General features: G+C 74.2%; 8 protein-coding genes and 1 pseudogene. 2 read left to right on the forward strand and 7 right to left on the reverse strand.

Features of this window, described 5'->3' with window-relative positions:
• From RIF68_RS22750 to RIF68_RS22770, 5 genes are all read right to left on the reverse strand, one after another.
• Positions 1-447 (reverse strand): FAD binding domain-containing protein (locus RIF68_RS22750; RefSeq protein WP_309053141.1); only part of this gene is annotated, 447 nt, incomplete at its 3' end.
• Positions 444-1049 (reverse strand): 2Fe-2S iron-sulfur cluster-binding protein, encoded by a 606-nt coding sequence (locus RIF68_RS22755; protein ID WP_309053142.1) that lies wholly within the window; start codon positions 1047-1049, stop codon positions 444-446. The genes RIF68_RS22755 and RIF68_RS22750, both read right to left, overlap by 4 nt.
• Entirely contained in the window at positions 1046-1528 is a 483-nt protein-coding gene (locus RIF68_RS22760; protein ID WP_309053143.1) for a DUF5709 domain-containing protein, read from the reverse strand. Before RIF68_RS22760 ends, RIF68_RS22755 begins: the two co-directional genes overlap by 4 nt.
• A 129-nt stretch (positions 1529-1657) precedes the next feature.
• Positions 1658-1825, reverse strand: a complete 168-nt coding sequence (locus RIF68_RS22765) for a hypothetical protein (protein WP_309053144.1) — start codon at positions 1823-1825, stop codon at positions 1658-1660.
• Between the two features lie 172 nt (positions 1826-1997).
• A complete protein-coding gene (locus tag RIF68_RS22770; protein ID WP_309053145.1) occupies positions 1998-3329 on the reverse strand; it encodes an enolase C-terminal domain-like protein in 1332 nt (443 codons plus the stop codon).
• Positions 3330-3461: 132 nt separating this feature from the next.
• On the opposite strand from RIF68_RS22770, the gene RIF68_RS22775 reads away from it, so the two are divergent.
• Together RIF68_RS22775 and RIF68_RS22780 are read left to right on the forward strand one after the other, a co-directional pair.
• Positions 3462-4490, forward strand: a complete 1029-nt coding sequence (locus tag RIF68_RS22775; RefSeq protein ID WP_309053146.1) for a phosphotransferase family protein — start codon at positions 3462-3464, stop codon at positions 4488-4490.
• A gap of 6 nt (positions 4491-4496) precedes the next feature.
• On the forward strand, positions 4497-5720 hold the full coding sequence (locus RIF68_RS22780) for an acyl-CoA dehydrogenase family protein (protein WP_309053147.1): 1224 nt from the start codon (positions 4497-4499) through the stop codon (positions 5718-5720).
• A gap of 39 nt (positions 5721-5759) precedes the next feature.
• Here the strand turns inward: RIF68_RS22780 and RIF68_RS22785 are convergent, their stop codons facing one another.
• A complete protein-coding gene (locus RIF68_RS22785) occupies positions 5760-6353 on the reverse strand; it encodes a TetR/AcrR family transcriptional regulator (RefSeq protein WP_309053148.1) in 594 nt (197 codons plus the stop codon).
• 86 nt (positions 6354-6439) lie between these two features.
• Positions 6440-6577: pseudogene (locus tag RIF68_RS22790) on the reverse strand (dehydrogenase); the annotation flags it as partial.

The raw sequence follows: 6577 nt of genomic DNA on the forward strand, positions 1-6577 counted from the left end.
GGCGTGGTCGCGGTGGACGCCCTCGCGGGCGCCGCAGCCGGTGCCGGGCTCGCGCTTGTTGCAGGGCATGGCGGTGTCCTGGAAGTAGGGGCACCGGGTGCGCTGGAGGAGGTTCCCGCCGGTGGTTGCGATGTTGCGCAACTGCCCGGACGCCCCCGCGAGCAGCGCCTGCGACAGGACGGGGTACCGCTCGCGGACGAGGGGGTGGGCGGCGAGGTCGCTGTTGCGCACCGTCGCGCCGACGCGCAGACCGCCGTCGGGCAGTTCCTCGACGGTGTCGAGGGGCAGCCTGCTGACGTCGACGAGGGTCCCGGGCTCCTCCACGCCGTGCTTCATCAGGTCGACGAGGTTCGTTCCGCCGGCGAGGTAGCGGGCGCCCGGGCGGGCCGCGTACGCGGCGGTGGCCTCCTCGACGCTGGTGGCGCGTACGTATCCGTAGGGCTTCAACGGGTCACGTCCTCGACGGCGGCGACGATGTGGGGGTAGGCGCCGCAGCGGCAGAGGTTGCCGCTCAGCCGCTCGCGGATCTCCTCCCGGGTGAGGTCCACCGGGCCCTGCCCGGCCGGCCGGGCCGGGTCCGTGACATGGGAGGGGTGGCCCGCCGCGGCCTCGGCGAACACGCCGACGGCGGAGCAGAGCTGCCCGGGGGTGCAGTACCCGCACTGGAAGGCGTCGCGGTCGAGGAACGCCTGCTGGAGCGGGTGCAGCTCGCCGCCCGCGGCCAGCCCCTCGACGGTGGTGACCTCGGCGCCGTCCTGGGCGACGGCGAGGAGCAGGCAGCTGTTGGCGCGCCGCCCGTCGACGAGGACGGTGCACGCCCCGCACTGCCCGTGGTCGCAGCCCTTCTTGGCCCCGGTCAGTCCGAGGTCCTCGCGCAGGACGTCGAGCAGGGTGGCCCGGTGGTCGACGGTGAGGTCTCTCGGTGCGCCGTTGACCCGGAGGGTGACGCGGGACCGGGTGTCGTCGCGGTCGGTGCCGGCCCGGTCGTGGGGCCGGGGGGCGGCCCCGTCCGTGGCCGCGGGGTCGTGGGGCGGGTGCGGGGCGCTCATCGATAGGTCTCGTCGGCCTCGTCGGGGACGGTGTGCACGGCCGCCTCCTCGGCGGACGCGGCGGCGCCCGCGATGCCGACGTCCCGGGCGACGACGTCCTTCTCGTCGTCCTCCCGCACCCCCTCGTCCGGTGCGACGAGACGGCCGGAACGCTCGCGGCCCACCTGGTCGTCGAGGGGTTCGCCGTCGCCGCCGGGGAGGTCGCCGATGCCGTTGGAGTCGTCGGGTGCCGCCAGCGCCGGGTCGGGCACCTCCTCCGCGAGCCGCTGGTCGAGGGTCTCGCCCTCGCGCTGCTCGCGGGCGGTCGTGCCGACGTGGTCGACGGCGAGGGGCCGCTCGGGCGGGGACCACCCCTCGTCGTACGGGTCGGCCTCCCGGTCCGACAGCGTGTCCTCGGGGTCGAGGATGCCGTCGTCCTCCCGGCCCTCGGCGTCGTCCGGCTGGTAGACGTCGTCGCCCATCGTGCTCTCGGTGTCCATGGCGTCACTCCCGTGTGCGGCTCCTGATCACGTCTGCTGATCGCGTATCCAGCCTGGATCAGGTCACACATCCCGGCATTCCGGGCGGCGTCGAACGGGAGCCCCGCCCGTGGGCGGCCGTCCCCCGGGTCATTCCGGGTGATCGGCCCCGGCGGCGGACAGGTCCCAGGTGAGGAGCCGCTCGGCCTCCCGGCGGGTGACCTCGGCGAGCGTTCTCGCCTCGCCAAGCACGTCTCCGTGCTCGTCGACGAGCTGGTCGTATATGGGTGAGCCGAGCAGGGTGGGGCGGGTCGTCACGGGGCGTCACTCCTCGGGCGGGTACGGCTACGGGGTGCCGGGGCGGCCCCCGGCGCCGGGCCACATGCCCCTGTTCGGCCGGATCATGCGGGGTGGCGGGCATCGCGTGGCGCCCCGGGCGCGCACCGCTGCGGGCGGCGGCCCGCGCGGCGAGGGGCGGGCCGGCTGCGGACTACCAGCGGCGGGGGCGCCACGCCGGGTCGGCCGCCCGCATCGCCGCGGTGTCGTCCCGGTCGCGCATGCGGCCGTCGTCGTCGAGCCAGCGGCGGTGCAGGGCGGCGAGGGCCGGGCGGTCGAGCTCGACGCCCAGGCCGGGGGCGTCGGAGACCGGGAGCCGGCCGCCGCGGAAGACGGGGCGCGGGGTGACGACGTCCTCGGTCTGCCACGGGTAGTGGGTGTCCGAGGCGTGGGTGAGGCCGGGCAGGGTGGCGGCGACCTGGGTCATGGCGGCGAGGCTGATGCCCAGGTGGGTGTTGGAGTGCATGGAGAGCCCGACGCCGTACGTGCGGCAGAGCGCGGCGAGTTCGCGGGTGCGGTGCAGGCCGCCCCAGTAGTGGTGGTCGCAGAGGACGATCCGTACCGCTCCCCGGGCGAAGGCCTCCGGGATCTCCTCGAAGGTGGTCACGCACATGTTGGTGGCGAGCGGCACGCCGGTTCCGGCGGCGACCTCGGCCATGGCGGCGGTGCCGCTCGCCGGGTCCTCCAGGTACTCCAGGACGTCCTCGAGCGCGCGGGCGACGGCGAGGGAGGTCTCCACGGACCAGGCGCCGTTGGGGTCGAGGCGGAGCGGATGGCCGGGAAAGGCCTCGGCGAGGGCGCGGATCGCGGCGATCTCCCGCTCGGGCTCGAAGACCCCGCCCTTGAGCTTGAAGGAGCGGAAGCCGTAGGTCCGCGCGAAGCGGCGGGCCTGTGCGACGACACCCGCCGGATCGAGGGCGGCGCCCCAGTCGTCGGCGGGCCCGTCGGCGCCGGGGTGGGCGGCCCATCGGTGGAAGAGGTACGCGCTGTACTCCACGGAGTCGCGGACCTTGCCGCCGAGGAGGGCGTGCACGGGCAGGCCGAGGGTCTTGCCGAGGGCGTCGAGGCAGGCGGTCTCGAAGGCGGAGACGACGGAGAGGCGGAGCTTGGCGGCGGTGCGGACCCCGCGCAGCCCGCTCGCGTCGACGCCGGCGCCGGCCGCGGGGTCGCTCGCTCCGGCTGCGGCGCGGGCCGCCCCGGGGCCTGATCCGGCGCCCATCGCGTCCTGCGCCGCCGGCTCGAAGAGGCTGTTCACATGGGTGACCGCGCGGCCGGGAAGGGTCTCGGCCAGGGAGCGGGCGGTCTCCAGGTAGACGCCGTCGCCGTACGTCTCCCCGAGGCCAACCACGCCTCCCCGGGTGACGACCTCCACCACGAGCCGGGGGGTGAAGGGCTGGTGGACGCCCTGGACGTTGAGCAGGGGCGGGTCGGAGATGAGGATCGGGGTGAGCCGGACTTCGTCGACGAGCAGCAGCTTCGCATCCATCCGTGAACGATATTCACGTACACGACCCTCCGGCCAGAGGGCGGAGGGAGGTTTCCCGGGTCACCCCTGGACGACATACCGACTGGTCGGTCATCATGAACGCCGACCGAAGCCGACCCGGAGGTACGCCCCATGAGTTCCGCCCCGCCGCCAGGCCTCGACCCGGACCGGCTGCGCCGCTTCCTCGACCGCGAGCGCCCGGGCCTGGTGGCCGGCCCCCTCGAAGCCCGGCTGATCGAGGGCGGCCGCTCCAACCTGACGTACACCGTGACCGACGGCACCGACGGCGGCCGGTGGGTCGTCCGCAGGCCCCCGCTCGGCCACGTGCTCGCCACCGCTCACGACATGCGGCGCGAGCACCGCGTCATCAGCGCCCTGAACGGGACCGACGTCCCGGTCCCCGGCACGGTCGTCCTGTGCGAGGACGAATCGGTCCTCGGGGCGCCCTTCTACGTCATGGAGTTCGTCGAGGGGACCCCGTTCCGCTCGGCCCGCCAGCTCGCCCCGCTCGGGCCCGAGCGCACCCGGGCCGCCGTCCTCGGACTCGTCGACACGCTCGTCGCCCTGCACGCCGTCGACCCGGTGGCGGTCGGGCTCGACGACTTCGGCCGCCCGGAGGGCTTCCTCGACCGTCAGCTGCGCCGCTGGGGCAAGCAGCTGGCCGCCTCGCGCGGACGCGAGCTGCCCGGCATCGAGGAGCTGCACGCGGCGCTCGGCCGCGCCCTGCCCCCCTCGCCCGCCCCCACCGTGATCCACGGCGACTTCCGGCTCGACAACGTCCTCATCGGCGCCGACGACCGCGTCCGGGCCGTCCTCGACTGGGAGATGTCCACACTCGGCGACCCGCTCACCGACCTCGGACTGCTGGTCATGTACAGCACCCCGCTGGACCTTCCGGACTCCCCCGTCTCCACGACCGCGACCGCCGCCGGACACCCGAGCGCCGCCGAGCTGGTCGAGCGGTACGCGTCCGGCTCGGGCCGCGACACCTCCGCCCTCGCCTGGTACACCGCCTTCGCCTGGTTCAAGCTCGCCGTGATCCTGGAGGGCATCCACTACCGGTACACCCTCGGGCAGACGGTCGGCACCGGCTTCGACCGCATCGGCGACCTCGTCCCCGTCTTCATCGAGCACGGCCTGACCACCCTTCAGGAGGGCTGAACCGCCATGGACTTCGCCTACGACGCCCGCACCGAGGACCTGCGCGGCAGGCTCCTCGCCTTCATGGACGAGCACGTGTACCCGGCCGAGGCCGTCGCCCACGAGCAGCACGCCCGCCTCGCCTCCCCCTGGGACACCCCGCCCGTGGTGGAGGAGCTCAAGGCCGAGGCCAAGCGGCAGGGCCTGTGGAACCTCTTCCTGCCGGACCCGGAGTACGGCGCCGGGCTCACCAACCTCCAGTACGCCCCGCTCGCCGAGATCACCGGCCGCAGCCCGCACCTGGCGCCCACCGCCCTCAACTGCGCCGCGCCCGACACCGGGAACATGGAGCTGCTCGCCCAGTTCGGCGACGAGGCACAGCGCAAGCAGTGGCTGGAGCCGCTGCTCGCGGGTGAGATCCGCTCCGCCTTCGCGATGACCGAGCCCGAGGTGGCCTCCTCCGACGCGACCAACATCGAGACCCGGATCCGGCGCGCCTCCGACGGCACCGACACGTACGTCGTCGACGGCCGCAAGTGGTACATCTCCGGGGCGATGAACCCGGACTGCCGGATCTTCATCGTCATGGGCAAGACCGACCCCGACGGCGCCGACCCGCGCCGCCAGCAGTCCATGATCCTGGTCCCGCGCGACACCCCCGGCGTCGAGGTCCGGCGCGCGATGCGGGTGTACGGCTACGAGGACCACTCCCACGGCGGCCACGCCGAGGTGATCTTCGACGGGGTACGGGTGCCGGCCGCGAACCTGATCGGCGAGGAGGGCGGCGGCTTCGCCATCGCCCAGGCGCGGCTCGGGCCGGGGCGCATCCACCACTGCATGCGGCTGATCGGCATGGCCGAGCGGGCCGTGGAGCTGATGTGCCGGCGGGCGGTCTCCCGCACGGCCTTCGGCAGGGCGCTCGCCCAGCAGGGCGTCGTGCAGAACTGGATCGCGGACGCCCGGGTGACGATCGAGCAGCTGCGGCTGCTGGTCCTGAAGACGGCCTGGCTGATGGACACGGTCGGCAACCGGGGCGCCCACACCGAGATCCAGGCGATCAAGATCGCCACTCCCCGGGCGGTGGTCGACATCATCGACAAGGCGGTGCAGACCCACGGAGCGGGCGGCGTCTCGCAGGACTTCCCGCTCGCCGAACTGTGGGCCGCCGCCCGGACCCTGCGGCTCGCGGACGGCCCCGACGAGGTCCACCAGCGGTCGCTGGCGCGGCGCGAACTGAAGCGGTACGTGTGACCGGCCGCCCCTGACCGGGCCCGGCGGCTCCGGCCCCGGTCAGGGGCGGAGCGCCCGCAGGAGCAGGTCGGCGAGGTGGCCGGCGACCTGCTCGGGCGTGAGCGGGCCGTCGGGGCGGTACCAGGTGGAGAGGTGGTGGACGGAGCCGAAGTGGTAGTCCACCACCAGGTCGGCCGGGGTCGCGGCGGAGAACACGCCGGAGCGCTGGCCCTCCTCGATCAGGGCGCGGAACCGCTCGTGGTAGCGGCGGCGCTCGGCCCGCACCTGCTTGTTCTTCTCCGGACTCAGGTGGTGCATCGAGCGGAAGAAGATGGCGGCGTCGTCCAGGTTCTCGATGGTCGTGACGACCACGTCGGCGGCGGCCCCGCGCAGGCGCTCCTCGACCGGCGCGTCGGCGCCCGCGAAGGCGTCCAGCCGCTCCTGCTGGAGGCGCAGGACCCGGGCGTAGACCTCTTGGAGGAGATCCTCCTTGGAGCCGAAGTAGTGGTACAGGGCGCCCTTGGTGACCCCCGCGGCCTCCACGATCTCCTGGACGGAGGTGCGGTCGTAGCCCCGCTCCGCGAAGAGCCGGGTGGCGGCGGCCAGCAGCCTCTGGGGGACGGGGGTACCGCTCCCGTCCGTCGTCCTGGCCATGATGCTCCGCCGCCTTCCTTCGTACCCGCCCCGTCCCGGACGACGGGGTTCCCGTCCGTAGATCTTCCCATCCGCCGCGCCGGATGCTAGCGGGCGCCCGTCTCCCAGGCGCGCTGGACCTTGTTCATGGTGCCGAGCCAGCGCTCGGGGTCGGTGGCCCGGTTGCGGTAGTAGTCGGCCACCTCCGGGTGGGGCAGGACGAGGAAGCGGTCGGCGGCGACGGC

Origin of the sequence: Streptomyces sp., assembly GCF_031178505.1 — a bacterium.
In the GTDB taxonomy this organism is placed as follows: Bacteria; Actinomycetota; Actinomycetes; order Streptomycetales; family Streptomycetaceae; genus Streptomyces; species Streptomyces gulbargensis.

Excerpts from the sequence above, each read along its gene's own strand:
- RIF68_RS22755 (WP_309053142.1), bottom strand. The coding sequence starts at position 1,049 with ATGAGCGCCCCGCACCCGCCCCACGACCCCGCGGCCACGGACGGGGCC.
- RIF68_RS22760 (WP_309053143.1), bottom strand. The coding sequence starts at position 1,528 with ATGGACACCGAGAGCACGATGGGCGACGACGTCTACCAGCCGGACGAC.
- RIF68_RS22770 (WP_309053145.1), bottom strand. The coding sequence starts at position 3,329 with ATGGATGCGAAGCTGCTGCTCGTCGACGAAGTCCGGCTCACCCCGATC.
- RIF68_RS22775 (WP_309053146.1), top strand. The coding sequence starts at position 3,462 with ATGAGTTCCGCCCCGCCGCCAGGCCTCGACCCGGACCGGCTGCGCCGC.
- RIF68_RS22780 (WP_309053147.1), top strand. The coding sequence starts at position 4,497 with ATGGACTTCGCCTACGACGCCCGCACCGAGGACCTGCGCGGCAGGCTC.
- RIF68_RS22785 (WP_309053148.1), bottom strand. The coding sequence starts at position 6,353 with ATGGCCAGGACGACGGACGGGAGCGGTACCCCCGTCCCCCAGAGGCTG.